Raw genomic sequence first — 23978 nt, forward strand, 5'->3', positions numbered from 1 at the left:
GGGCCTGCCGGTCCGACCGGACCCGCCGGGCCCTCTGGGCCTCCCGGACCGAAGGGAGACAAGGGTCCGAAGGGTGATAAGGGAGACAGAGGACCGAGAGGGCATAAGGGTCCGAAGGGCGATAAGGGCGACAGAGGACCGAGGGGGTATAAGGGTCCAAAGGGTGATAAGGGCGACAGAGGACCGAAGGGGCGTAAGGGGGACAAGGGATCGATGGGCAACGGCCATAAGGGCCGCAGTCACCAGGCTCAATAGCATCCGCCGGTTCTCATGGCTGCATTGCAACCTCGGCGGCTTCTGAGAAGCGAAGTCTCACGTTCATGAGGAAACTGCGCCCCTTGATACAAGGCGGATCCAAGGGATCGTCGCAACACGTGGCCATCGACGTGCGGTGGCGAGCGGTTTACGTAGACGCTCGGCTGGTGTTTCCCGGCCGAGCGTCTTGCGTGGGTGGCTTTTGAGTTCGGCTGCGACGGTGCTCAGGTGCTCGCGGTCGTGCACCGAAAGGTCGGTGCCCCTTGGGGAAGTACTGCCGCAGCAGTCCGTTGGTGTTTTCGTTCGAGCCGCGCTACCGGAGACTGGCCGGGTGCAGAAGTGGACCGGTTGCTGGGTCTTCTCTGCGCTCTTGCTCCACGGAGTCCGCGGGAGGGCGCGGGCGCAGGGCCCGGCGGGGCTTTTTCCCTGGGGATGCCGACAAGGCCGGCGCAGCCCTGGGCTTACCCGCGTCGGCCTGGGCCGCGGACCGGGTGCTGATGATCGGCGCAGTGGGCATGGGGAGCGGAACGGAGCCAGTGGGCCCCGTGTGGACCATGGGCCCCTGCCTGGCACCCGGGCCGGTAGGCTGTACCTGCTCCGGCCCTGGTGGGCGGGGCGGAGGTGGGTTGCCCGAGCGGCCTAAGGGAACGGTCTTGAAAACCGTCGTCGCAGCGATGTGACCGTGGGTTCAAATCCCACACCCACCGCAGCAGTTCGGCACGTGTGCCGATTCGAAGGGGTGTCTCTCGCCGAGAGGCACCCCTTCGGCCTGTGCGGGACGGTTCTCCGGCGCGCAGCGATGAGTTCTCCCCGGTCGCGCGGTCGCATCGGCAACCAGTCGGAGTGCGGCGGCGTGCCGGTGCTCCGAGACCGTTTCTCGCGCACGGACGGGATACCGCCGACATGACCGAAGCCCTGAAGGGCCCCGCCGGCTACTTCCCTCCATCGAGAAGAAGTACGGGCGGCCCGTCGCCGAATGGAAGCACCTCATCCGGTCCTCGCCGCTGACCAAGCACATGGAGCTCGTGTCCTGGCTCAAGGCCGAGCACGGGCTGGGGCACGGCCACGCCAACGCCCTGGTCGCCCACACCCTCGCCGGGGACAGCGGCAAGCAGACGCCCCGGCGCCGCCGCGGTCAGCTTCGCCGCGGCGGTGCCGGAGCCGTCATCCGTGCCGCCGAGGCGATCGTCGAGCGGGCCTCGCGTTCGGTGAGACCCGTACGCACGGCGGCCTCCACGAGAGGGTCGGACAGCTCGGCACCGATGCCGTTCTCGTACGCGCGGCAGGCGGCCCAGAACAGGCGGGTGTTGCGCTGGCCTTCGTGGGCGGCGAGCACGAACTGGACGAGCCCCTGACCCTGCCGGCCGGTCGCCGGGGGCGCGGGAGGGTGCCTCCGGGACGGGGGCGTGAGCAACCGCAGGAGCTCGCTCGGGCAGGACGCGGGCGCCAGATGGGCGGTACCCGGTGCGGTGCCGTAGACCCCGTGGTCGGTGCGGGAGCCGGGGCCGACGAGGTAGCCGCCGGCGCCGCGGATGTCGATGCCCGGCGCCAGGCGGCCGGCGGAGTTGGGGACGACGAGGTCGGGCGGTCCGCTCAGCCAGAGGTGACGACCGCCGCTGGGGGTCAGGACGACGACGGTCTCCGGGATCGTGAAGAGATGGCGCAGGGCCAGTTCGCGCAGGGCGGCCGACGAGTCCGTGCCGGATTTGGTGTCCAGGTCGATGCCGATGAGGTGGTGGGGGTGCAGCCCGCAGGCTATGCCGTAGCCGGTGGCCCAGGGGGCGGCGGCGAACAGTTCGCGGATGCGCCGGGGGTCGGTCGACGCGTCGTACACGCCGTGCCCGAAGCGGCCGCATTCGCCGTGGCAGGGGGCGGGGTCGGGGTCGTCACGGTGGGGGGAGCGCAGGGCCGGGAGCTTTGTCCGGGACAGCGGGATCACCGCCAGCCCGCGCTCGGCTGCGGACAGGGCGTGGGCCAGGGCCAGGGTCGTGGCCTGCCGGTCGATGGTGGCCATGCCTCCATGTTCGTACGAGTGTTCGAAAAAGGGAAGTGCTTCCCGGACACGCACGGGCGCGGGGTGGCCGACGGGTGTGATTGGCCGAAAACGTGCCGGAACGCTTCACCCCGTGCGGCGTCCGGGATTGAGCGGTCGGGCGCGGGCTGAGCAGGGAGTTCTCGGGCGGGAAGGGGGTTTATCGACATGTCCTCACGCTTGAGGGGGAATCAGGGCTTCCGGGGTGGTTCGCCGGGTTCCGCTGGGCAACTCTGGAGTCGCGACGTCGTGCACAGCGCCGAGGCGGTCGGCCAACTGCCTTGGAACAAGCCGAATTTCACGTACATCCCGGTTCATCGCCGGTGCGTACAACCGGTTCTGGAGGAACTCACATGGCAAGCATCCGTACCGCCCGCGTTCTCGCCGCCGTCGCCGCCCTGCCTCTCGCGGCCGCCCTCTTCACGGGCGTCGCGGCAGCGGACAACGGCGCCTTCGCGGACGACGGATCGAACGCGGGGGTGGCGACCATCGGCCGCAGCGGAGTCGGTCACGACAACTTCGGCAACTCCTCCACCACCCAGCAGCAGGCGGTCGGCTCCGGAGCCTCGAACCGGAGCAACACCGCCCAGGTGAACGGCTCGGCCTTCACCGCCATCGACCAGTCCACCGCCGTCATCAACTTCACCAACCTCTGGTGACCCGGGGGCCGATGAGCTCCCGTCGGCCCGGAACATCCAGAGTGGGGTGCTCTGTGGGGTGGTAGTGCGTCTGCGCGGCGGTGCTTCGGCACCGCCGCGCAGACGCTCTCTGCGTCTCCCGGGCGTCCTGCTCCCGGCCTTGACACCCCGCAGTATCTGACGGACAGTCAGAAATCCTTGTCCGTGCGAAGCCCGGGAGGGCAGCCGCCGTGCACCTCGCCCCCACCGAGCGCCAGCAGCGGCTGCGCGCCGAACTCCGCACGTACTTCCGGGACCTGATGCCCGAAGGGCCACCGCCCGCCGACGACCCCGGACGGCAACGGGCGGTCCTGCGCCGCATCGGCGCGGACGGACTGCTCGGGCTCGGCTGGCCGGCCGCGTACGGGGGGCAGGGGCGTGGGGCCGACGAGCAGTTCGTGTTCTTCGACGAGGCCTACCGTGCCGGCGCACCCGTGTCGATGGTCACCCTGAACACGGTCGGGCCGACGCTCATGAAGTACGGGAGCGAGGAGCAGAAGGCCTGCTTCCTTCCGCGCATCCTGAGCGGCGACCTCGTCTTCGCCATCGGTTACTCGGAGCCCTCGGCGGGGACGGACCTCGCCTCGCTGCGCACGCGGGCCGTGCGGGTGGACCGGGCCGGGAGCCCCGGACCGGGAGACGGCGGTGTCCGTGCGGTCGGGGAAGGCGGCGTCCACGGGCGCGGGGAGACCGGCGGCGACTGGATCGTCGACGGGCAGAAGATCTTCACCTCCAACGCCCAGAACGCCGACTGGATCTGGCTCGCCTGCCGGACCGACCCGGACGCCCCCAAGCACCAGGGCATCTCGATCCTCCTCGTGCCGACGGACGCGCCCGGGTTCTCCTGGACCCCGATCGAGACGGTGGGCGGACAGACGACCACCGCGACGTACTACGACGGCATCCGCGTGCCCGCCGCGAACCTCGTCGGCGAGGAGAACGGCGGCTGGGCACTGATCACCAGCCAGCTCAACCACGAACGCGTCGCGCTCGCCGCGATCGGGATGCAGGCCGAGGACTTCTACACGGCGGCGCTGGAGGCGGCGCGTACACCCGATCCGGTGACCGGTCGGCGCCGGATTGACGAGTCGTGGGTGCGGTCGAGGCTGGCCGAGGTGCATGCCCGGCTGGCGGCGACACGCCTGCTCAACTGGCGTCTGGTGGGGGATGTGGGGGCCGGCGGACCGGCCCCCGGCGACGCCAGCGGCGTGAAGGTGATGGGAACCGAATCCGCGGTGGCGGTGTACCGAATGTGTCAGGAGATCGTCGGAGAGCGAGCGCTCGTGCGCTCCGGTTCGCCAGGGGCCTTCGGGGGCGGCGGGCTGGAGCGGATGAACAGGGCGGCGCAGATCAACACGTTCGGGGGCGGGGTGAGCGAGGTGCAGCGGGAGATCGTGGCGACGATGCGGCTCGGGATGAAGAGGGGGCGGCGGTGAGCGGGGAACAGGGGAAGCGGTCCGAGTCGCAGGCAAGGGGTCGGTCGGACGGTCCGGAGTCGGTCGCACGGGCTCGGTCGGACGGTCCGGAGAGCGTCGCACCGGCTGGATCGGACCGTCCGGTGCCTGCCGTCCCGGAGCGTGCGGACGGCTCGGTCGAGCTGTACGGGCGGCTCAAGGCGTACGAGGGCCGGGTGGCCGCCGTCGCGGCCGTCGGCAAGGACCGGGTCAACGAGGCGATGATCCGCCACTGGTGCGAGGCCATGGGCGACACCAACCCGGCGTACGAAGGGCCGGACGCCGTCGCGCCGCCCACCATGCTCCAGGCGTGGACGATGGGCGGCCTGTCGGGGCACACGGGTCGCTCGGAAGCGTTCGACGAACTGCTCGGACTGCTCGACGACGCCGGGTACACCTCGGTGGTCGCCACCGACTGCGAGCAGGAGTATCTGCGCCCGCTGCGCCCCGGGGACGAGATCACCTTCGACGCGGTGATCGAGTCGGTCTCCGAGCGCAAGACGACCAGGCTGGGGACGGGCCACTTCGTCACGACCCGGATGGATGTGAGGGCGGCAGGCGACCCCGCCGGGACGCACCGGTTCCGCATCCTGAAGTACGCGCCCGCCCGCCGCACGCCGAAGGCCAGACGCCCCCGGCCGGTGGCGAACCGGGACAACGCCGGGTTCTGGGAGGGCGTCGGGCGCCACCGCCTGCTGATCCAGCGGTGCACGGGCTGTCGAGCGTTGCGCTTCCCCTGGCTGCCGGGATGCAACGCGTGCGGCTGCCCGGAGTGGGACACGGTCGAGGCGAGCGGCGAGGGGACCGTCTATTCGTACGTCGTCATGCACCATCCGCCCTTCCCGGCCTTCGACCCGCCCTACGCGGTCGGCCTGATCGAGCTCGCCGAGGGAGTACGGATCGTCAGCAATGTGGTGGGCGTGCCGCACGACCAGGTACGGATCGGAATGCCCGTGCGGCTCGAGTTCCAACGCTGTGACGAGGAGCTGGAGCTGCCGGTCTTCCGGGCCGGCGCGGTCGACGACGCCGTGGCAGGCGACGGCGCGGCCCGTGGCGCTGTGACCGCCGGCGGGGGGAGCTGACATGGACTTCTCGCCCACCGAGGAGCAGACGGCCGCCCGTGACCTGGCCGCCCGGATCTTCGCCGACCTGTCCACCCCCGAGCGGCTCGCCGCGGCCGGGACCGGAAGCGATCCCGAACTGTGGAAAGAGCTGTGCGCGGCCGGACTGGTCGCGGCCGTCGGTGACACGGGGCTGCTCGGCCTGGTGCTCCTGCTGGAGGAGCAGGGACGCGTCACGGCTCAGGTGCCGTTCGCGGCGAGCTGTGTCCACGGGCTCCTCGCGGTCACGGCGCACGGTTCGGGGGAACAGCGCGACCGTCTGCTGCCGACCGTCGCCGACGGGTCGGTGGTGGTGACCGGCGCGCTCTTCGGGCCCTCGGCCGTGCGGGAGGCCGCAGGGCGGCTCACCGGGGTCGTCCCGGTCGTGCCCTGGCTGCGGGACGCCACCCATGTCCTGGCCGCCGACGACCGGCGCCGGCTGTGGCTGGTGCGCACCGCAGACGCCCAGTGCCGTCCCGTGGAGCTGACGGCGCCCTGGTCGGCGGGGCGGCTGACCCTGGACGGCACCCCGGGCGAGCGACTGGGCGGCGAGGGCGCGTACGACGACGTGCTCGCCACCGCCCGCACCGCCTTCGCCGGGCTCCAGGCCGGGGTCTGCGCGGGATCGCTGGCGCGTGCGGTGGAGCACACCAACGCGCGCGAGCAGTTCGGTCGCCCGCTCGCAGCCAGGCAGGCAGTCCAACTCCGGGCGGCCGACGCCCACATGGACACCGAGGCGATACGGGTGACGGCGTACGAGGCGGCCTGGCGACGAGACGCGGGGCTGGCGTACGCCACGCATGCCCTGACCGCCGCCTGGTGGGCGTCAGAGGCGGGCCACCGGGTCGTGCACACGGGTCAGCATCTGCACGGCGGGGCGGGGGCCGACGTGGAGCACCCCGTGCACCGGCACTTCCTGTGGGGGCGCCAACTGGACGCGTATCTGGGATGTGGCGGTGAAGTGCTCCAGGAGCTGGGCGAGTTGATCGCCACCGAGGGCGCGCAGGCCGTGGGGGACGGGGAGGGAGAGGGATGAAGAGCGGCGACCGGCTGCCATCGTTGGAGATCGACATCACGCGCACGCTGATCGTCGCGGGCGCCATCGCGTCCCGCGACTACCAGGACGTGCACCACGACGCCGAGCTGGCGAGGGCGAAGGGCTCGCCGGACATCTTCATGAACATCCTGACGACCAACGGCCTGGTCGGCCGGTACGTCACGGATCACTTCGGCCCGTCCGCCGTCCTGCGCAAGGTCGTCATACGGCTCGGCGCACCCAACCACCCCGGGGACACCATGGTGCTGACCGGCACGGTCGAGGAGGTCGACGGCGACACCGCCACGGTCAAGGTCGTCGGACTCAACGGCATCGGCAAGCACGTCACCGGCACGGTGACCGTGACGCTCCCCGAGACCGGCAGCCCGGGCACCGGTGCCCCGGGCACCGGCACGGTTTCGGGCGCTGGCATCGCCCCGGGCGCCGGCACCGCCTCCGGCACCGCCTCCGGCACCGCCCCGGGCGCCGGATCCGGCCCTGGCCCGGACGTCGGCTCCGGATCCGCCGGTGCCCCGGTCTCCGAGGGAGGCGTGTCGTGAGCGTGCGCGGACGGGACGGTCTCGGCGGCCGGGCGGCGATCGTCGGGATCGGGGCCACCGAGTTCTCCAAGGACTCGGGGCGCAGTGAGCTGAGGCTCGCGGTGGAGGCGGTTCGGGCCGCGCTCGACGACGCCGGCCTGACGCCCGGCGACGTGGACGGCCTGGTCACGTTCACCATGGACACCAGCCCGGAGATCACCGTCGCCCAGGCGGCCGGCATGGGAGAGCTGTCGTTCTTCTCGCGGATCCACTACGGGGGCGGGGCGGCCTGCGCGACCGTCCAGCAGGCGGCGCTCGCCGTGGCGTCCGGGGTGGCCGAGGTGGTGGTCTGCTACCGGGCGTTCAACGAGCGCTCGGGCCGGCGGTTCGGGTCCGGGGTGCAGCAGCGGGAGCCCTCCGCGGAGGGGGCCGCGCTGGGCTGGTCCCTCCCGTTCGGACTGCTCACGCCCGCCTCCTGGGTGGCGATGGCGGCCCAGCGGTACCTGCACGCGTACGGGCTGACGTCCGAGGCGTTCGGACACGTCGCCGTGATGGACCGCAAGTACGCGGCGACGAACCCCGCGGCGTACTTCCACGGCAGACCGATCACCCTCGCCGAGCACGCGGCCTCGCGTTGGATCGTCGAGCCACTGCGACTGCTGGACTGCTGTCAGGAGACGGACGGCGGCCAGGCGCTGGTGATCACCTCCGTGGAACGGGCCCGCGACCTGCCACGTCCCCCGGCGGTGATCTCGGCCGCCGCCCAGGGTGCAGGCCGGGCCCAGGAGCAGATGACCAGCTTCTACCGGGACGACCTGACGGGGCTGCCCGAGATAGGCGTGGTGGCCCGGCAGTTGTGGCGGACGGCCGGGCTGAATCCCGCGGACATCGACGTGGGGATCCTGTACGACCACTTCACGCCGTTCGTGCTGATGCAGCTGGAGGAGTTCGGCTTCTGCAAACCGGGTGAGGCGGCGGATCTCGTCGCCGAGGAGCGGCTCCCGCTGAATACGCACGGGGGGCAGCTCGGGGAGGCGTATCTGCACGGGATGAACGGAGTGGCGGAGGCGGTCCGGCAGGTGCGGGGCACGTCGGTGAACCAGATACCGGGGGCGGGCCGTGTCCTGGTCACCGCCGGGACCGGGGTCCCGACCTCGGGGCTGATCCTGAGTACGCACACCTGAGAGGTCCGCAGTACGCACACCTGAGAGGTCCGCCGGGATACGCCCCGCGATGGGGGTGCCCCGCGCGGGGTGAAGCCGGGGTAGGTCCCGGGCCCGGCGCGAGAGGGCATCGGGGCAGGTCCGGGGCCCGGCGCGCGGTCCACGGGCGCGGGCGCGCACCGCGCTCCCGTACTGCGGACGGAGTCGTCCCTCAGGGATGAACCCTCAGGGGGCGTGCCCACTAGTCCACCTTCAGGAGGTGAGGTCAGCCCCACTCCTACAACCTGAGGCGGACACGGCTTCGGGACCTGCGGCCGATCCGCGGGAGTAGGGGGCGAACCTAGCGTGGAGCCATGACCACACCCGTCTGCACCAGCGCTTCGGACGCCGCCACACCGGCGAGGCAGACCCGTCCTTACGCGCCGTACCCGTCGTTCGCGTCGTACGTAAAGGCCCGCCAGCCGGTGCTGCTGCGTACCGCCCGCTCGCTGACCGCGAACCCGAGCGACGCGGAGGACCTGCTGCAGACCGCCCTGACGAAGACGTACGTCGCCTGGGACCGGATCGAGGACCACCGGGCGCTGGACGGCTATGTGCGGCGCGCGCTGCTGAACACGCGGACGTCGCAGTGGCGCAAGCGCAAGGTCGACGAGTTCGCCTGCGACGAACTGCCGGAGCCTGACGTGCTGCCCACGGGGGACCCGGCCGAACAGCAGGCGCTGCACGACGCGATGTGGCGGGCGATCACGAAGCTGCCGGCGCGGCAGCGGGCGATGGTCGTCCTGCGGTACTACGAGGACCTGAGCGAGGCCCAGACGGCGGAGGTGCTCGGGGTCTCCGTCGGGACGGTCAAGTCGGCGGTGTCGCGTGCGCTGGGCAAGCTCCGTGAGGACCCCGAGCTCAGCCCGGTGCGCCGAGAGGAGGCGCGCGCGACCAATACGTGACGCGATCGATCGCCCGGACCTAGTGACATACCGCGCGGTATGTGCGCAGAATCAGCGCAACCCTTACTGCCGCGTAGGCAATGTCGCCCCCGGGAGGACGCCGTGCTGAGCACGATGCAGGACGTACCGCTGACCGTGACCCGCATCCTCGTGCACGGAGTGCTCGTGCACGGGACGTCGCAGATCACGACCTGGACGGGGGAGGGCGAACCCCAGCGGCGCAGTTTCCGTGAGGCCGGTACGCGTGCCGTCCAGCTCGCCAACGCCCTGCGCGACGACCTCGGTGTGACGGGCGACGAGCGGGTCGCGACGCTGATGTGGAACAACGCCGAGCACGTCGAGGCGTACTTCGCGATTCCCTCCATGGGCGCGGTCCTGCACACGCTGAACCTCCGCCTTCCCGCCGAGCAACTCGTCTTCATCGTCAATCACGCCGCCGACCGCGTGGTCATCGTCAACGGCTCGCTGCTTCCGCTCCTCGCCCCGCTCCTCCCCCACCTGCCGACCGTCGAGCACGTGGTCGTCTCGGGCCCCGGCGACCGCTCGCTGCTCGACGGCACGAACGTGCGGGTGCACGAGTACGAGGAGCTGATCGCCGGGAAGCCGACCACGTACGACTGGCCGGAGATCGACGAGCGGCAGGCCGCGGCGATGTGTTACACCTCCGGCACCACCGGGGACCCGAAGGGCGTCGTCTACTCCCACCGTTCGATCTACCTGCACTCCATGCAGGTCAACATGGCGCAGTCGATGGGGCTCACCGACCGCGACACCTCGCTCGTCGTGGTCCCGCAGTTCCACGTCAACGCCTGGGGTCTGCCGCACGCCACGTTCATGACCGGCATCAACATGCTCATGCCGGACCGCTTCCTGCAGCCGGGGCCGCTCGCCGAGATGATCGAGAGCGAGAAGCCGACGCACGCCGCGGCCGTCCCCACCATCTGGCAGGGCCTGCTCACGGAACTGCGGGCCAAGCCCCGCGACGTGTCCTCGCTCACCCAGGTCACGATCGGCGGCTCGGCCTGCCCGCCCTCCCTCATGGAGGCCTTCGACGACCTCGGCATGCGGGTCTGCCACGCCTGGGGCATGACCGAGACCTCCCCGCTCGGCACGATCGCCCGGCCCCCGGCGCACGCCGTGGGCACGGACGAGGAGTTCGGCTACCGGCTCACCCAGGGCCGCTTCCCCGCCGGTGTCGAGGCCCGCCTCACCGGCCCCGGCGGCGAACGGCTCCCCTGGGACGGCGAGTCCGCCGGCGAGCTGGAGGTGCGGGGCCCCTGGATCGCGGGCGCGTACTACGGCGGACAGGGCGCCGAACCGCTGCGTCCCGCGGACAAGTTCAGCGCGGACGGGTGGCTCAAGACCGGTGACGTCGGCACGATCAGCGCGGACGGCTTCCTGACCCTCACCGACCGGGCCAAGGACGTCATCAAGTCGGGCGGCGAGTGGATCTCTTCGGTGGACCTGGAGAACGCCCTCATGTCCCACCCGGACGTCGCCGAGGCCGCCGTCGTCGCCGTCCCCGACGAGAAGTGGGGCGAGCGCCCGCTGGCCACCGTCGTCCTGAAGGCGGGTTCGACCGCCGACTTCGCGACCCTGCGCGGCTTCCTCGCCGAGGAGGGGAAGATCGCCAAGTGGCAGCTCCCCGAGCGCTGGACGATCATCGAGTCGGTCCCGAAGACCAGCGTCGGCAAGTTCGACAAGAAGGTGCTCCGCAGGCAGTACGCGGAGGGTGAGCTGGACGTGACCCAGCTCTGACACGCACGCAGGCCGGGCCGGGAGTCACGACTCCCGGCCCGGCCTGCGTGCGTGTCCCGGCCTGCGTATGTCCTGGACGGCTCGGCGGCCCGTCGGTGCGGGCCGCCGGTCGGTCAGTTGGTGCCGATCTTCGCGAGGAGGTCGACGATCCGGTCCTGCACCTCCGCGCTCGTCGAGCGCTCGGCGAGGAACAGCACCGTCTCGCCCGCGGCCAGGCGCGGCAGTTCGGCCTGGTCGAAGGCGGCGGTGTAGACGACGAGCGGAGTGCGGTTCAACTGGCCGTTGGCGCGCAGCCAGTCGATGATCCCGGCGCGTCGCCGCTGTACCTGCATCAGGTCCATCACCACGAGGTTCGGCCGCATCTGCGAGGCCAGCGTGACGGCGTCCGCGTCCGTCGACGCCCGGGCGACCTGCATGCCGCGCCGCTCCAGTGTCGCGGTCAGCGCCAGCGCTATCTCCGCGTGCTCCTCGATCAGCAGCACGCGCGGCGGGTGCTGATCGGAGTCCCGGGGCGCCAACGCCTTGAGGAGCACGGCGGGATCGGCGCCGTAGGCCGCCTCGCGCGTCGCCTGGCCGAGCCCGGCCGTCACGAGGACGGGCACCTCGGCGGCGACGGCTGCCTGACGCAGCGACTGCAACGCCGTCCGCGTGATCGGCCCGGTCAGCGGGTCCACGAAGAGCGCGGCCGGGAAGGCGGCGATCTGGGCGTCGACCTCCTCCCGGGAGTGCACGACGACGGGCCGGTAGCCGCGGTCGCTCAGCGCCTGCTGGGTGGTGACGTCGGGCGCGGGCCACACGAGCAGCCGACGCGGGTTGTCCAGCGGCTCGGGGGGCAGTTCGTCGTCCATCGGCCGCGGCTGCGGCGGGTCGGCGATCTCTACCGCACCGCCCGGGCCGTCGAGCGGCTCGGGGCCCTCGTCCGCGTTCTCGTCAGGTGCTCCTATGGCGTACGACCGTCCGGCACCCTCGGTGGCTCCGGGCCGCCGGGACCCCGGGGCCGCCGGACCCTGGCCGGCCTGCGGGTGCGGCCGTGCGCCCGTCTCCGGACGCTCCGCGGCGGGCTCGGGCGGCGTGCCGAGCTTGCGGCGGCGGCCCGAGCCGTTGGTCTGGTGCGGGGGCGGCGTGGCCGTCTGGGACGGCGCCGGCGCCTGGGGGCCCGGCCGGCTCGGCGCGGGCTGCCGGGTGAACGGGACACCCTGACCGAGCGTGCGCACGCTTATGGCGCGGCCCTGCGTCGAGTTGGGGTCGACCGGTGCCGTGGCCTCGGCGGGCAGCGGCTGGGCGGCGCGCGGCTGGACCGGGTGCTCAGGGGGCAGCGGGGTGCCCGCGGCGGGGGTCGCACGGGCCGCGTCCGGCGCGGGGAGTGCCCCAGTCGCGGGCTGCACAGGGGTGCCGCCGGCCGGAGTGCCCGCGGCGTCGTCGGCGTGCGCGTCGGGCCACGCCTGCGGGGCAGCGGCCGTCACCGCCGTGGCGGGCTGCGGCCGGGCCGCGGTGCCCGCGGCGGGAGTGGCCGCGGCGGGAGTGGCCCGGGCGGCAGCGGTCCGCGGCGTCCGTGCGGGAACGGGCTGTCCGGCGGCGTCGGCAGCCACCGCCCCGGGAACGTGCTGCGCGGGAACACCGGGCACCGGCACGGCCTGCCCGGGAGCCACCTGAGCCGGAACGCCCTGTCCAGGAGCCCCCTGCGGCGGAACTCCCTGCGCGGGAACACCATGCGCCGGGGTCTCCGTGGGCTCCGGCCGGTTCGCGGCCGGACGGGCCCGCCGCCGGCCCGTGGGCGCGGAGACGGGGTGCGGCTGCGGCGGCGTGTGATCGTCGGCCGGGTCGTGCGCCATGACGTCGTGACGGCCGTCGTCGGCCTGGGCGTGACCGGCGGCGACGCTCGCGGCGTACTGCGCCTGCGCCTGGGCCTCGGCCTGGACGTACTCGGGAGAGCGGTCCGCCTCCGCGGGCGGCAGCGCGAACACCGTACGTGCGGCCGCGTCCTGGGTGGCGGCACGCTCGGCCGCGGCGGCCAGCGCACGACGGCGCCGCCCGGTCGGCTGCGCCGCGTCCGTGGCCGCGGCGGCCGGCTCCTGCGCGGCCGCCGCCTCGGGCGTGCTCGGTGCCGCGGGCAACGCCGCGGGAAGCGCGTGCTGTTCGCCGTCCCGGCGCGCGCGCCGCCCCGAGGGCACGGGCACACCCTGCGGAGGCACCGTCCCGCCCAGACCCGTGCCCGCGGCGGCGGTCCCCGCCGCGTGCTCGGCCGCGGTGACGACCGCACCCTCCGAGACGTCGTCCGTGGCGCTCGGGCCCGTGCCCTCGGCGGGACTCGGCCGTCCGCGTCGCCGCCCGGTACCGCCGGAACCGGCCGCACCGGGACCCTCGACCGCCGTCCCCTGCGCGGGAACGGACACCTCGCCGGCCTCCTGCTCGTCGGCCGAACGCCGCCGGCGACGACCGGTGGGCGCGGAGTCGCCGGCCTCGGGGGCCGCGGGTGCGGACCCCGCCGCCACCTCGCTCTCCAGGAAGGCGTCCACGGAGGACCGCCGGGCCCGCCGCCTGCCGCCTCCCTGGGGCGCGGCCTGCTCGGGAATGGCGACCTCGGTGCCGGGCGCACCCTCGCCCCGCCCGGCCGGAACCGCCCCCGCGCCACCGCCGATCGGCACCTCAAGGACGAACGCGCTGCCGCTCATCCCCGGCACCTCGTGCGTCTGGAGCACACCGCCGTGCGCGCGGACGATGCCGCGGACGATCGGCTCGTGCACCGGGTCTCCCCCGGCGTACGGGCCGCGCACCTCGATGCGGACGACCTCACCGCGCTGCGCCGCCGCGACCACGACGGTGTTGTCCATGTAACCGCCCGCCGACACCGGCGCGTTGCCCGTCGCGTCGACCCCGGCCACATCGGCGATGAGGTGGGCGAGGGCGTTCGCCAGCCGGATGGGGTCGACCTCCGCCTCGATGGGCGGCGCGTGCACGGCGAACTGGACGCGGCCGGGCCCGATCAGGTCCACGGCGCCCTCGACCCCGGCCGCGACGACCGCGTCGAGCATCACCTTGGTACGGGCGACCTCCTCGGCCCCGGAGTCGAGCCGCTGGTAGCCGAGCACGTTGTCGACGAGCGTCGTGATCCGCGAGTAGCCCGCGGCGAGATGGTGCAGGACCTGGTTGGCCTCCGGCCACAGCTGGCCGGCGTCGTCCGCGGCGAGCTTGGACAGTTCGCCGCGCAGCTGGTCCAGGGGGCCGCGCAGGGACTGGCCGAGCACGGCGAGCAGCTGCTCGTGGCGGGCGGCCAGCGCCTCGTACCGGTCCTTCTCGCGCTCGCCGAGGGCCGCGTAGCGCTCGTCGCCCGCGGCCAGTTCCTCCGCGTGCCGCTCCTGCTGCTCGGCCAGCTCGGCGGCGTGCTGCTCGCGCAGCGCCGCGAGCTCCTCGGCGTGCTCCGCGGCACGCCGTGCGAGCTCCTCGGCGTGCCGGGTGGCCTCGGCGTCCTTCTGCTCGGCGAGCGTGTCGTACGGCCGCCGGTCGGTGAAGGTCATGACGGCGCCGACGAGCTGGTCGCCGTCGCGCACCGGAGCGGTCGTCAGGTCGACGGGCACCTTGTCCCCGGACTTCGACCACAGCACCTGCCCGCGGACCCGGTGCTTGCGCCCGGAGCGCAGGGTGTCGGCGAGCGGGGACTCCTCGTACGGGAAGCTCTCGCCGTCGGCGCGCGAGTGGAGGATGAGGGCGTGCAGGTCCTGGCCGCCGAGGTCGCTGGCCCGGTATCCGAGGATCTGGGCGGCGGCCGGGTTGACGAGGACGACGCGGCCCTCGGTGTCGGTGCCGACCACGCCCTCGGCCGCGGCCCGCAGGATCATCTCGGTCTGCCGTTGCGAACGCGCGAGTTCGGCCTCGGTGTCGACCGTGCCGGACAGATCGCGGACCACCAGCATGAGCAGCTCGTCGGCGCTGTAGCCGTAGCTGTCGTAGGCCTGCTGGCCGTTCTCCAGATTCGCACTGGTGACTTCGACCGGGAACTCGCTCCCGTCGGTCCGCCGCGCGATCATCCTGGTCGGCTTGGTCCGCCCGCTCTGGTCGATGGTGTCGGGCCGCCGCATCGAGCCGGGGATCAGCCGGGAGTCGAACTGCGGCAGCAGGTCGAGCAGTCCGCGGCCCACCAGAGCCGTGCCCGGGGCTTCGAAGGCCTCCAGGGCGATGGTGTTGGCGTTGACGACGGTCCCGTTCGCGTTGACCAGCACCAACGCATCGGGCAGCGCGTCCAGTATGGCTGCGAGGCGAGCAGCGCCTCGGGATGGCCTGCTGCTCACGAGACGCTTCCTCCCTGTTACCGCATCTTGCCGACCGCGGGTGCCATCTTGCCAACCGTCCCGCAGCGTGTCACGCGAGGGAGTCTACGGGCAGTGGTTGCGCTCGCGACGCCGGATGAGAGGGAGGTCGCACGCAGAACAGACGCAGAACCTGTGACCACGCATTTCGTCCCCACTCCACCGGCGCTCCCGCTCCGGTCCGGGCTCCGGTCGTCCCTTGCCCGCCCGGACCGGCCGTGGGTCCGGGCGGACGCCGGACCGGGGTTCCGGCTAGGGCCCCAGGCTGGGCAGCAGCGGTACGAGACCGTCCCAGCGCGCGTTCTCGCAGCCGTCCGTGCGGTCGAAGCGCGCGTCCACGGGTCGCCCGGCCCAGGTCCCGGTGACATGCGCGGTGGCGGGACCGCCGTACAGCATCGTGCACATCGTCCCGGGCGGCACGGGGGCGAAGGGGTCCTTGCCCCACGTGGTGTTCCGGTCCAGCTCGGCGCAGGCCTCGGCGGCGTCCGGATGACTGCCGCCGCTGGGGTGGCAGCGCAGTTCGTACGTCCCGTCCGCGTCGCCGCCGGCGTCGTGGACGGTCACGGTCAGCCGGTCCCCTGAGTCCTCGTCCCGGGCGGGCGGGGGCATGAGGACCGGCCGCGCGTGGACCGGTGTGCCGTGCGAGGCCGGGCCGGGCGCGGACGCGACGGCCGGCACGGAGGACACCGCGGGCACGGCCGGTACGGCGGCCAGGGCGGCCGGTGCGGTGGAGAGCGCGGCGGCGGACGCCGCGGCGGTGAGAACGATTCGGTGGAGCATGCCCTGTCTAACGCCGGGCGCCCCGCACGGTTGCGCGCCGATCCGGTCACGCGGACACCCGGTGGGGCCGGCGCCCGGCCGGGCGGCCGCCGCCGGCCCCACCGGGTGTCCGTTCCCGGCCCCGCCCGGTTCTTCGCCGCGACACCCGTGTCACCTCGTACGGGCTTTGCTCTGCGGCCTGCCTGCCTAGTACCGTGGGGGGCGATTGGTGACATCGCGCTCGACTGTGTCATCATCTGCACGCACCACTCGCGCTCGCGCGGGCGGCTGTGCGGGAGGCGTCGCCTAGTCCGGTCTATGGCGCCGCACTGCTAATGCGGTTTGGGTTTTAAAGCCCATCGAGGGTTCAAATCCCTCCGCCTCCGCCTCGAGATCCGAAGCCCCGGTCCAGTTGGACCGGGGCTTCGGCGTTCATGCGCCCCGGACATGGTCCCGGCGTGCCGGTGAAACGGTCCTGAAGAGCGTTTGCCCAGCTCACAAGGGGTGCGGCAAACGGATTTCACATGGCGGCGGCAGTCATGTAATGTTCTTCCTGTCGCCGCGAGCGGGCCGAAAGGCCGGGGAGCGGAGGCGAAAGCACAACAGAACAAGCACTCGTAGCTTAACGGATAGAGCATCTGACTACGGATCAGAAGGTTGCAGGTTCGAATCCTGCCGAGTGCACATGGACAAGAGGCCCCGGAGAGATCCGGGGCCTCTTGCGTTTCGTTGATCCGCCGCGCGGCGGTTCGGCAGTACGTGCGCGGGCCGGCAGGAAAGCGCGGCGGGAGCTGCCGGGACCGCGGCGCCCGGAGCGCGGAGCGCGGGTGTGGGCCCCTGGCAGTGCCGGTACGCCCCGGGGAGTGCCGGCGCGGGTACCCGGACGGGTGGCGCCGAGCCGTGGAGGCCGGGCCGCACTGCTCGTAGGCTGAAGGCATGACGAGGCTGATCGTCGCAGCGGGAGGCGGGGGTGACGCCGTCGCCGCCGCGATGCTCGACGGCGCTCTGCACGGCGACGGGGACCGGACGGTGATCCTCACGTACGCCTGGGACCGCCTGCTGAGCGACGCGGTGCCGGGCCCTCGGGGGCCGGACCGCTTCACCGGCCTCGAACGGCTCACCCCGGCGGTCCTGACCGTGCCGGGCGGGGCCCGCCCGATCGCCCCGGCGGGTTCCACCCTGCCGCGCCTGGCGGCCGCCCTCCCGCAGACGCTCGCGCTGATCGACCCGGACCACGGCGCCGAGGGCATCACCCGCCAAGTCGAAGAGCTGATCAGCCACTTGGGGCCGGACTCGATCGATCTTCTGGACGTCGGCGGGGACATCCTCGCCCGCGGCGACGAGCCGACGCTGCAGAGTCCGATCGCGGACGCGCTGACCCTCGCGGCGTGCTGCCAGGTGAACGCGTCCGTGCGGCTCCTGGTGGCGGGCCCCGGGCTGGACGGCGAACTCCCGCCCGACGAACTGCGCGACCTGCTCGGCCCTGTCGTCCACACCTTCACGGCCGAGGACGTCGAAGCGGTCGGCGCGGTCCTGCAATGGCACCCCTCCGAAGCGGCCGCGATGCTCGCGGCGACCGCCCGCGGAGTGCGCGGCGTCTGCGAGGCGGCGGGCGCCGGGCGCGCCGTGCCTCTCACCGACGAGGGCCCGACGGTCCACGAGGCCGACCTGGACGCCGCCCTCGCCCGCAGCCGGCTGGGCAGCGCGATCATGGAGACGGAGACCCTGCGCGAGGTCGAGGCGAGCAGCCGGGAGATCTGCGGTTTCTCGGAGATCGACCGTGAGCGGGAGAGCGCCGCACGGTTCGGCGAGGAGTCGGCGGAGGAGCTCGATGCGCGCGTCCTGCTCGACCGGCTGGACCGGTTCGAGGCGCAGGCGCGTGACCGGGGGGTCACGCACGTGACGTTCGGCCGTCTCGCCGAGGTGCTGGGCCTCGGCAGAGCGCGGCACGACGAGCTCCGGCGGCTCCTGGCCGAGGAGCGCCCGGCGCGGTACGGGTCGCCGCTGTGGCCGCTGCCGTCGTAGGAGTCGTCAGCCGTTCGGCTCGCGCAGCTCCTCCAGGTAGTCGCTCATCAGCGCGCCCGTGCGGATGAACAGGTCGTCCAGAAGGGCCAGTTCGTCGGGGGTGTACTCGGCGAGGAGCGCGTTCAGGCGGGTGTAGTACGGCTCGTAGAGCGCCGTGACGCGGGCGACGGCGTCGGGCTGTGCGGCGATGCGGACGCGGCGGCGGTCGGCGGGGTCGGGGCGGCGGGCGACGTAGCCGGCACGTTCGAGGCGGTTGAGGATGCCGGTGACGGCGCCGGTGGTGACATGGGCGCGTTCCGCGAGGTCGCCGGCCGTGAGCAGGTCGTCGCCCGCCTCCAGGACGAACGCGAAGCACGTGAGGTCGGTGACGTTCAGGTTCAGCCGCTGGGCCATCTCCTGCTGGCCGAACATGCTCGTCGCGATCAGGTGGTCCATCGCGGAGAGGGTCCGGGCCGGTGTCGCGGGCGGGCGCGGCGTGCCCTGAGCCATCGATATTCCCTTACGTCGTGAGAGGTTTAGGCGCTAAATTGCTTAGGTAGTGAGGTAGGTGTGAGTTTAGTCGTCACGGCATGAGGGGGTAGCGGATGAGCCAGTGGGACGAGGGGCACACGCTCGCGGGATGGACCGGGTTCACCATCGCCACCGTGGGCGCGACGGGCAGCGGGCTGGGCCTGTGCACCGGCAGCGCCCTGGGGCTGTGGGGCGGGCTGGGCGTCGTGCTGATCGGCGTGCTGACCACGTGGGCGCTGCACCTGGCCGGCTGGGGCAAGCCGCCCGGCCGTCGGCCCGTCGACGAGTGGGGCTGGCGGGTCAGGGACCTCGGCGCGCGGGACGGGCACCCCGGGTGCCTCGGCTGCCGGCTGGCGGGACGGGGGCGGCCCGCGGGCGTCCCCGCGCGGGTGAGCGGCGAGGCGGGCCGGGGCGGCACGGGCACGGGCGAGGCCGTGACCGGGTCCGGTCTCTGACGTGCGGGCCGGGGCCGGTGTCGGTGCCGGCCTCTACTGTCGTCGGTGTGCGGCGGGTGTGGAGATGTTCGGGTCTTCGGTGGTCGGCGGACGGGCCCGTGCTGATGTGGGCCGGCGGGCAGCGGAGCCCGTTGGTCCGCGGCCGGCGGGTGGCGTTCGCCGTGCCGGACGGCGCCGCGCGCACGTGCGTGGGGGCCCGGGGTCACGCGTGCCCGGTGCGGGCGGTCGTGCCGGGGCGGAGCACGGGCGCCCGGTGCGAGGAGTGCGCCCGGCTGGAGCGGTCGCACTCAGTGGCCGCGGACACGATCGCCGACGACCCGCGGCCGTACCACGTGTATCTGGCGTGGTTCGGCCCCGGACTCGTCAAGGTGGGGATCACCAGGGTCGAGCGGGGCACCGCGCGCCTCCTGGAGCAGGGCGCCGTCACGTTCGGCCGGCTGGGGCAGGGGCCCTTGATGGCCGCACGCCGTTCGGAGGAACTGCTGCGGGCCGCGCTCAAGGTGCCCGACCGGATTCCGTACGCCGAGAAGCGGGCGGTGCGGTCGGCGCTGCCGGGGCCCGAGGAGCGGGTGGCCGAGATCCGCGAGCTGCACGAGCGGGCGGGGCGGCTCGACGCCTGGCCCGAGTCGCTCCGGCGTCTGCCGTTCGAGCCCGTCGACCACACCGGCGTGTTCGGGCTCGCGGGGCTGCCGCCCGCGGAAGCCGTCGTGAGCGGGCTGGTCCCCGGGGGCGTGGTGAGCGGTGAGCTGCTCGCCGCCGCCGGTCCCGACCTGCACCTCGCGACGGAGCGCGGGGTCGCCGTGCTGGACACCCGGCTCATGACCGGCTGGGAACTGACCGCCGCGGCCGACGGGGAGACGGGACTGCGCGTTCCCGTACGGGAGTTGAGGGACGACGGGGTGCAGGACGGCCTGTTCTGACGAGCGGCGGAACGGAGCCGGCGAGGGGCGGCGGGGGCCGGCGAGCGGCGGAGCGGGAGCTCAGAGGGGCGGGACTCGGGCGGATCCGGCAGGGGCGGGACGGGGCGGACCGGGGTGGACCGGACGGGGGAATGGTCAAGACTTCGATCCCTTTCGGATCCCGTACGGAAAGGCGCTGGACGGAGCCGGGTGCCCGACCCGAGAGTGGCGACATGAGCGATCACTCCGTTGCGCCTGTCGCCCCACACGAACCTCCCTACTACGCCGTCGTGTTCACCTCCGTGCGCACGCAGGACGACGACGGTTACGACGAGACCGGTGAGCGGCTGAGCGAGCTGGTGAAAGAGATCCCGGGATTCCTCGGGGAGGACGTCGCCCGCACACCCGGCGGACTCGGCGTCACCGTCGCCTACTTCCGGGACGAGGCGGCCATCGACGCGTGGCGGAACCACATGGAGCACCGGGCGGCGAAGAAGCACGGCCGCGACCACTGGTACACGCGCTACACCCTGCACATCGCCAAGGTCGAGCACAGCCACGGGTTCGAGCGTGCCGGGCGGTAGCGGGCAGCGGACCGGCGGCGGCGCACCGGGCGACCGCACGGCCGGCGACAGCGGACCCCCGGCAGGCGGCCCCGGCGACGGCGCCCCGGCCGACGCCGCCGACGTCACACGGTTCTGGCGGCGCCTCGGCCTGCCCGGTCTCGTCGACGTGCACACCCACTTCATGCCCGACCGCGTGCTGCGCAAGGTGTGGGACTACTTCGACGGACTCGGCCCGCTGACCGGCGGCGTCGAGTGGCCGATCACCTATCGCGCGGACGAGGACGAACGGCTCGCGGTGATCCGGGCGTTCGGAGTGCGGGCCTTCACCGCCATGCTCTACCCGCACAAGCCCGGCATGGCCGAATGGCTCAACTCCTGGGCCGTCGGCTTCGCCCGCCGCACCCCCGACTGCCTGCACACGGCGACCCTGTTCCCCGAGCCGGGTGTGGAGAGGTACGTACGGGAGGCGGTGGACGCGGGGGCACGCGTCTTCAAGGCACATGTGCAGGTCGGGGCCTACGACCCCGGCGACCCGCTCCTCGACCCCGCGTGGGGCGCCCTGGCCGAGGCCGGCGTGCCTGTCGTGATGCACTGCGGGTCCGGGCCCTCGCCGGGCAAGCACACCGGACCCGGTCCGGTCGCGGGCCTCCTGGCGCGCCACCCGCGACTGCGGCTCGTCGTCGCGCACCTGGGTATGCCGGAGTACGAGGACTTCCTCGACCTGGCCGAGCGGTACGAAGAGGTGCGGCTCGACACCACCATGGCGTTCACCGACTTCACCGAACGGCTCGCACCTTTCCCGGACCGGGCACGCGACCGCCTCGCCGGCCTCGGCGACAGGGTGCTGCTGGGCAGCGACTTCCCCAACATCCCCTATCCGTACGCCCATCAGCTGCACGCCCTGGAACGGCTCGGACTGGGCGACGCGTGGCTGCGCGCGGTCTGCTGGGAGAACGGCGCGCGCCTGTTCTCGATCGCCCCGTGAACCACGCCGCCCGGAACGGCCGATGATCTTCCCAGGAGTCCCCTGAGAGACACCTGTGGGTTTCTCAGGCAAATCACAGGTTCCCGAAAGGATGCTCTCAGCGGCGCCCAGCAAGGTGTCCGCCATGACCACGACCTCGCCCCAGGGGCGCACCGAACTGCTGAGGCCGGACGGGAGCCCCGTCCGAGTGCTCGTGGTGGACGACGAGTTGTCGATCACCGAGCTGCTGTCCATGGCCCTGCGCTACGAAGGCTGGCAGATCCGCAGCGCGGGCGACGGACTGGGTGCGGTGCAGACCGCGCGCGAGTTCCGGCCCGACGCCGTCGTCCTCGACATGATGCTGCCCGACATGGACGGACTGGCCGTCCTGGGCCGGCTGCGCCGCGAACTGCCCGACGTGCCGGTGCTGTTCCTCACCGCGAAGGACGCCGTCGAGGACCGCATCGCGGGCCTGACCGCCGGCGGCGACGACTACGTCACCAAGCCGTTCAGCCTCGAAGAGGTCGTGGCGCGGCTGCGCGGACTGATCCGCCGTTCCGGCGCTGCCGACCGCCGCTCGGACTCCGTGCTGGTGGTCGGCGACCTCACCCTGGACGAGGACAGCCACGAGGTGTCGCGGGCGGGCGAGAACATCCACCTCACCGCGACCGAGTTCGAACTGCTCCGCTTCCTGATGCGCAATCCGCGCCGGGTGCTCAGCAAGGCGCAGATCCTCGACCGCGTGTGGTCCTACGACTTCGGCGGCCAGGCCAATGTGGTCGAGCTCTACATCTCCTACCTGCGGCGCAAGATAGACGCGGGCCGTGAGCCGATGATCCACACCCGGCGCGGAGCCGGCTATCTGATCAAGCCCGCCGCGTCATGAGCGGACGACGACGGCCGCGTACGCAGAAGAGGCGAGGACAGCCGCGCACCCTGCGTACGCGGCTCGTCGTCGCGTCCGTGACGCTGATCGCCGTCGTGTGCGCGGTGATCGGCACCGTCACCACGATCGCGCTGCGCTCGCACCTGTACGACCAGCTGGGCGACAAGCTGCACGAGACCGCCATGCGCGCGGTGGGCGCCCGTCCGCCGGACAGGATGGGCAGCGGCCCCGGAGCCCCCGTCGCAGACACGGGCGCCCCCGACGACAGCACCACGCCGAGCGGCAAGGTCCGGAACTTCGTCACCCAGGCCCCCACCCAGCCGAGGACCGTCGCCGCGTACGTGGCGGACGGCGAGATCACCGATGCGGCGGTGGCCGAGCAGAAGAACGACACCAACGGCATCTTCAAGAAGATGAACGCCGCCGAGCTCTCCACGGCGCAGAGGACGGCGCTCGCCACCGTGGCCAAGGACGGCAAGGGGCACTCCGTGGATCTCCCGGGTCTCGGGAGCTATTTCGTCGAGTACGCCACGAGCCGGGACGGCGGCGACTCGTACTACGTCGGCCTGCCGACCGAGGACACCGACGACAACGTCGACACCCTGATCCTCGTCGAGATCAGCGTCACCGCCGCCGGCCTGGTGGCCGCCGCCGTCGCCGGCTACGTCCTGGTCGGCCTCGCCACCCGCCCCCTGCGCAAGGTCGCCGCCACTGCCACCCGCGTCTCCGAACTCCCCCTGCACAGCGGCGAGGTGAACCTCAGCGAACGTGTCCCGGAGTCCGAGACCGACCCGCACACCGAGGTCGGCCAGGTCGGTGCCGCGCTCAACCGGATGCTCGACCACGTGCACGGTGCCCTGCACGCCCGCCAGCAGAGCGAGACGCGGGTACGGCAGTTCGTCGCGGACGCGAGCCATGAGCTGCGCACCCCCCTCGCCTCCATCCGGGGCTACGCCGAACTGACCCGGCGCGGCAGGGAGCAGGTCGGGGCCGACACCCGGCACGCGCTCGGCCGGATCGAATCCGAGGCGGGCCGGATGACCCTGCTCGTCGAGGACCTCCTGCTGCTCGCCCGCCTGGACGCGGGCCGCCCCCTCCAGTTCGAGCACACCGACCTCGTCCCGCTCGTGGTGGACACCGTCAGCGACTCGCGCGCGGCCGGCATGGACCACGACTGGCGCCTCGACCTGCCCGACGAACCGGCCCTGGTGGCCGCGGACGCGGCACGCGTCCAGCAGGTGCTGGTCAACCTGCTGGGCAACGCCCGCAAGCACACCCCGCCGGGCACGACGGTCACGGCCCGCGTCCAGCGGCGCGGTCCGTGGATGTGCATCGACGTCGAGGACAACGGCCAGGGCATCTCGTCCGAACTGCTGCCGCACGTCTTCGAACGGTTCGCGCGCGGGGACTCCGCCCGGTCCCGGGCCACCGGGTCCACCGGTCTGGGGCTCGCCATCGTGCAGGCGGTCGCGACCGCGCACGGCGGTGCCGTGACCGTCGACAGCGGGCCCGGCAGGACCGTGTTCACGCTGCGTCTGCCCGCACTCGGCCCCGCCGTGCCGCGGCCCGCCCCCGAAGCGGCCCGGTCGTCGCACTCACAGGCACAGCACAGCACCACCACATGGGCGCGACAGGGCGCTTGACGAGAGTCG

The 23978-nt window shown here is 72.9% G+C and carries 18 protein-coding genes, 3 tRNA genes and 3 pseudogenes; 19 read left to right on the top strand and 5 right to left on the bottom strand.

Translation table 11 applies throughout. The features are described from left to right. Positions 1 to 318 precede the first annotated feature (318 nt). Positions 319 to 568: pseudogene (locus tag H305_RS55260) on the bottom strand (hypothetical protein); the annotation flags it as partial. Positions 569 to 875: 307 nt separating this feature from the next. On the opposite strand from H305_RS55260, the gene H305_RS0134495 reads away from it, so the two are divergent. Next, positions 876 to 962: transfer RNA gene (locus H305_RS0134495), tRNA-Ser, on the top strand. A gap of 196 nt (positions 963 to 1158) precedes the next feature. Continuing rightward, a pseudogene (locus H305_RS56150) lies at positions 1159 to 1367 on the top strand (DUF4287 domain-containing protein); the annotation flags it as partial. Positions 1368 to 1390: 23 nt separating this feature from the next. On the opposite strand, the gene H305_RS0134500 reads toward H305_RS56150, so the two are convergent. Beyond that, complete coding sequence (locus tag H305_RS0134500; RefSeq protein WP_028804470.1) at positions 1391 to 2269, bottom strand: bifunctional DNA primase/polymerase; 879 nt, start codon at positions 2267 to 2269, stop codon at positions 1391 to 1393. A 371-nt stretch (positions 2270 to 2640) separates the two neighbouring features. Between H305_RS0134500 and H305_RS0134505 the strand changes: the two genes are divergently transcribed. The 8 genes and pseudogenes from H305_RS0134505 to H305_RS0134540 all read left to right on the top strand — a co-directional run bounded on the left by H305_RS0134505 (position 2641) and on the right by H305_RS0134540 (position 10958). Next, the gene (locus H305_RS0134505) at positions 2641 to 2946 is read left to right on the top strand and encodes a hypothetical protein (protein WP_028804471.1); all 306 of its coding nucleotides are present in this window, start codon (positions 2641 to 2643) and stop codon (positions 2944 to 2946) included. A 209-nt stretch (positions 2947 to 3155) separates the two neighbouring features. Continuing rightward, on the top strand, positions 3156 to 4400 hold the full coding sequence (locus H305_RS0134510) for an acyl-CoA dehydrogenase family protein (RefSeq protein WP_028804472.1): 1245 nt from the start codon (positions 3156 to 3158) through the stop codon (positions 4398 to 4400). Positions 4401 to 4522: 122 nt separating this feature from the next. Then, complete coding sequence (locus tag H305_RS0134515) at positions 4523 to 5500, top strand: bifunctional MaoC family dehydratase N-terminal/OB-fold nucleic acid binding domain-containing protein (RefSeq protein WP_028804473.1); 978 nt, start codon at positions 4523 to 4525, stop codon at positions 5498 to 5500. A 1-nt stretch (position 5501) separates the two neighbouring features. After that, on the top strand, positions 5502 to 6554 hold the full coding sequence (locus tag H305_RS47900) for an acyl-CoA dehydrogenase family protein (protein WP_037766247.1): 1053 nt from the start codon (positions 5502 to 5504) through the stop codon (positions 6552 to 6554). Further along, positions 6551 to 6928: pseudogene (locus H305_RS47905) on the top strand (MaoC family dehydratase); the annotation flags it as partial. The gene H305_RS47900 and the pseudogene H305_RS47905, both read left to right, overlap by 4 nt. 182 nt (positions 6929 to 7110) lie before the next feature. Then, on the top strand, positions 7111 to 8277 hold the full coding sequence (locus H305_RS0134530; protein ID WP_028804474.1) for a lipid-transfer protein: 1167 nt from the start codon (positions 7111 to 7113) through the stop codon (positions 8275 to 8277). Between the two features lie 332 nt (positions 8278 to 8609). Continuing rightward, positions 8610 to 9200 carry a SigE family RNA polymerase sigma factor gene (locus H305_RS0134535; RefSeq protein ID WP_028804475.1) on the top strand — a complete coding sequence of 197 codons (591 nt, stop codon included), beginning with the start codon at positions 8610 to 8612 and terminating at the stop codon, positions 9198 to 9200. Positions 9201 to 9314: 114 nt separating this feature from the next. Beyond that, positions 9315 to 10958, top strand: coding sequence for a long-chain fatty acid--CoA ligase (locus H305_RS0134540; RefSeq protein ID WP_107440165.1), 1644 nt, complete (start codon positions 9315 to 9317; stop codon positions 10956 to 10958). 113 nt (positions 10959 to 11071) lie between these two features. Here the strand turns inward: H305_RS0134540 and H305_RS0134545 are convergent, their stop codons facing one another. Both H305_RS0134545 and H305_RS0134550 read right to left on the bottom strand, forming a co-directional pair. Continuing rightward, a complete protein-coding gene (locus tag H305_RS0134545) occupies positions 11072 to 15244 on the bottom strand; it encodes a PAS domain-containing protein (protein WP_028804477.1) in 4173 nt (1390 codons plus the stop codon). A gap of 270 nt (positions 15245 to 15514) precedes the next feature. Next, on the bottom strand, positions 15515 to 16042 hold the full coding sequence (locus H305_RS0134550) for an SSI family serine proteinase inhibitor (protein WP_037766250.1): 528 nt from the start codon (positions 16040 to 16042) through the stop codon (positions 15515 to 15517). Between the two features lie 274 nt (positions 16043 to 16316). Between H305_RS0134550 and H305_RS0134555 the strand changes: the two genes are divergently transcribed. From H305_RS0134555 to H305_RS0134565, 3 genes are all read left to right on the top strand, one after another. Next, a tRNA-Ser gene (locus H305_RS0134555) sits at positions 16317 to 16407 on the top strand. Between the two features lie 225 nt (positions 16408 to 16632). After that, positions 16633 to 16705: transfer RNA gene (locus H305_RS0134560), tRNA-Arg, on the top strand. Positions 16706 to 16957: 252 nt separating this feature from the next. Next, on the top strand, positions 16958 to 18046 hold the full coding sequence (locus H305_RS0134565; protein ID WP_028804479.1) for a DUF1152 domain-containing protein: 1089 nt from the start codon (positions 16958 to 16960) through the stop codon (positions 18044 to 18046). Between the two features lie 6 nt (positions 18047 to 18052). On the opposite strand, the gene H305_RS0134570 is transcribed toward H305_RS0134565, so the two are convergent. After that, positions 18053 to 18535, bottom strand: a complete 483-nt coding sequence (locus tag H305_RS0134570; protein ID WP_037766255.1) for a MarR family winged helix-turn-helix transcriptional regulator — start codon at positions 18533 to 18535, stop codon at positions 18053 to 18055. Positions 18536 to 18630: 95 nt separating this feature from the next. On the opposite strand from H305_RS0134570, the gene H305_RS0134575 reads away from it, so the two are divergent. From H305_RS0134575 to H305_RS0134600, 6 genes are all read left to right on the top strand, one after another. Then, entirely contained in the window at positions 18631 to 19011 is a 381-nt protein-coding gene (locus H305_RS0134575) for an HGxxPAAW family protein (RefSeq protein ID WP_028804481.1), read from the top strand. Positions 19012 to 19058: 47 nt separating this feature from the next. Then, positions 19059 to 19931: a DUF2797 domain-containing protein gene (locus H305_RS0134580; protein WP_028804482.1), complete on the top strand. Its 873-nt coding sequence runs from the start codon at positions 19059 to 19061 to the stop codon at positions 19929 to 19931. A 212-nt stretch (positions 19932 to 20143) separates the two neighbouring features. Then, positions 20144 to 20494, top strand: a complete 351-nt coding sequence (locus tag H305_RS0134585; RefSeq protein ID WP_028804483.1) for an antibiotic biosynthesis monooxygenase family protein — start codon at positions 20144 to 20146, stop codon at positions 20492 to 20494. Between the two features lie 130 nt (positions 20495 to 20624). Beyond that, complete coding sequence (locus H305_RS47910) at positions 20625 to 21461, top strand: amidohydrolase family protein (protein WP_051371281.1); 837 nt, start codon at positions 20625 to 20627, stop codon at positions 21459 to 21461. A gap of 124 nt (positions 21462 to 21585) precedes the next feature. After that, a complete protein-coding gene (locus H305_RS0134595) occupies positions 21586 to 22326 on the top strand; it encodes a response regulator transcription factor (protein WP_028804484.1) in 741 nt (246 codons plus the stop codon). Then, positions 22323 to 23969, top strand: coding sequence for a sensor histidine kinase (locus H305_RS0134600; RefSeq protein WP_028804485.1), 1647 nt, complete (start codon positions 22323 to 22325; stop codon positions 23967 to 23969). Before H305_RS0134595 ends, H305_RS0134600 begins: the two co-directional genes overlap by 4 nt. Positions 23970 to 23978: the final 9 nt, after the last annotated feature.

Source organism: Streptomyces sp. 142MFCol3.1, assembly GCF_000424945.1.
Classification (GTDB): Bacteria; Actinomycetota; Actinomycetes; order Streptomycetales; family Streptomycetaceae; genus Streptomyces; species Streptomyces siamensis.